This is a genomic window from Micromonospora sp. M42 (assembly GCF_000568915.1).
GTDB classification, from domain to species: Bacteria; Actinomycetota; Actinomycetes; order Mycobacteriales; family Micromonosporaceae; genus Micromonospora; species Micromonospora chalcea.
In genome coordinates, this window is record NZ_KK037242.1 from 1 (window position 1) to 1,473 (window position 1,473).

The following is a 1,473-nucleotide window of genomic DNA, read 5'->3' on the forward strand; positions in this document are numbered from 1 at the left end:
GAGCCGTTCGCGCCGGGCAAGGCGGACCGTACGCCTCCGTGCGGGGTCACGTACCTGAAGTCGTCCGGGGACGCCGCGTACCGCCTCCAGACCGCTGTGACCTGGGACACGGCCTGGACGGGGACGGGCGGTGCCGGAGGTGATCTGCCGGACGGCACGTACGGGCAGCCGCAGGATGTCCAGGTGCGGGAGATCCAGTCGGTCAACCGCTGAGACCCCCTCCCACGCATTTGTTTTGACCCAGGTCCATACGGTAGGTACGCTCTGACCTCGTGCCTGGGGTGTGCCCGGGTCCGTGTGCGTGCTTACACACCGCACACAAGGAACCCGATAAAGGCCGCCTGATCCGCTCCTTCCGCGCGATGCGTCACGCCTCGCGACGGAGTCCCGGTTCCGACACACCCGACCGCGTGGGTCGGGGGTGTTCCAGGTTAGCTTTACCATTCGGCACACAGAAACCGGAGTAGTAGTGCCTACGATCCAGCAGCTTGTCCGCAAGGGCAGGCAGGACAAGGTCGAGAAGAACAAGACGCCCGCACTGGACGGCTCGCCCCAGCGCCGCGGCGTCTGCACGCGTGTGTTCACGACCACCCCGAAGAAGCCGAACTCGGCCCTGCGGAAGGTCGCGCGTGTGCGTCTGACCTCCGGCATCGAGGTCACGGCCTACATCCCGGGTGAGGGACACAACCTGCAGGAGCACTCCATCGTGCTCGTGCGTGGTGGCCGTGTGAAGGACCTGCCGGGTGTTCGCTACAAGATCATCCGAGGCTCGCTCGACACCCAGGGTGTCAAGAACCGCAAGCAGGCCCGCAGCCGCTACGGCGCCAAGAAGGAGAAGTAAGAATGCCTCGTAAGGGCCCCGCCCCGAAGCGCCCGGTCATCATCGACCCGGTTTACGGCTCCCCCCTGGTGACCTCCCTCATCAACAAGGTGCTGCTCAACGGCAAGCGCTCCACCGCCGAGCGGATCGTGTACGGCGCCATGGAGGGTCTTCGCGAGAAGACCAACGCCGACCCGGTCGTCACGCTGAAGCGCGCGCTGGAGAACATCAAGCCGACCCTGGAGGTCAAGTCCCGCCGCGTCGGCGGTGCGACCTACCAGGTGCCGATCGAGGTCAAGCCGGGCCGCGCGAACACGCTCGCCCTGCGCTGGCTCGTCGGGTACTCCCGCGCCCGTCGCGAGAAGACCATGACCGAGCGCCTCACGAACGAGCTTCTCGACGCGTCCAACGGCCTGGGTGCCGCTGTGAAGAAGCGCGAGGACACGCACAAGATGGCCGAGTCCAACAAGGCCTTCGCGCACTACCGCTGGTAGTCGCAGACCCCATCGAGACCGAGAGAAGACTGAAGCCTTATGGCTACCACTTCGCTTGACCTGGGCCGGGTCCGCAACATCGGGATCATGGCCCACATCGACGCGGGCAAGACGACGACGACCGAGCGGATCCTGTACTACACCGGTGTTTCGTACAAG

3 protein-coding genes and 1 pseudogene are annotated in these 1,473 nt (G+C 65.6%); all 4 read left to right on the forward strand.

What is annotated here, in order from left to right; genetic code table 11:
* Nucleotides 1-213: pseudogene (locus tag MCBG_RS33315) on the forward strand (hypothetical protein); the annotation flags it as partial.
* A gap of 256 nt (nt 214-469) precedes the next feature.
* On the forward strand, nt 470-841 hold the full coding sequence (gene rpsL / locus MCBG_RS30890; protein ID WP_007823146.1) for a 30S ribosomal protein S12: 372 nt from the start codon (nt 470-472) through the stop codon (nt 839-841).
* 2 nt (nt 842-843) lie between these two features.
* On the forward strand, nt 844-1,314 hold the full coding sequence (gene rpsG / locus MCBG_RS30895; protein WP_008746138.1) for a 30S ribosomal protein S7: 471 nt from the start codon (nt 844-846) through the stop codon (nt 1,312-1,314).
* 39 nt (nt 1,315-1,353) lie between these two features.
* A partial coding sequence (locus MCBG_RS34595) for a GTP-binding protein (RefSeq protein WP_043331305.1) occupies nt 1,354-1,473 on the forward strand: 120 nt, incomplete at its 3' end.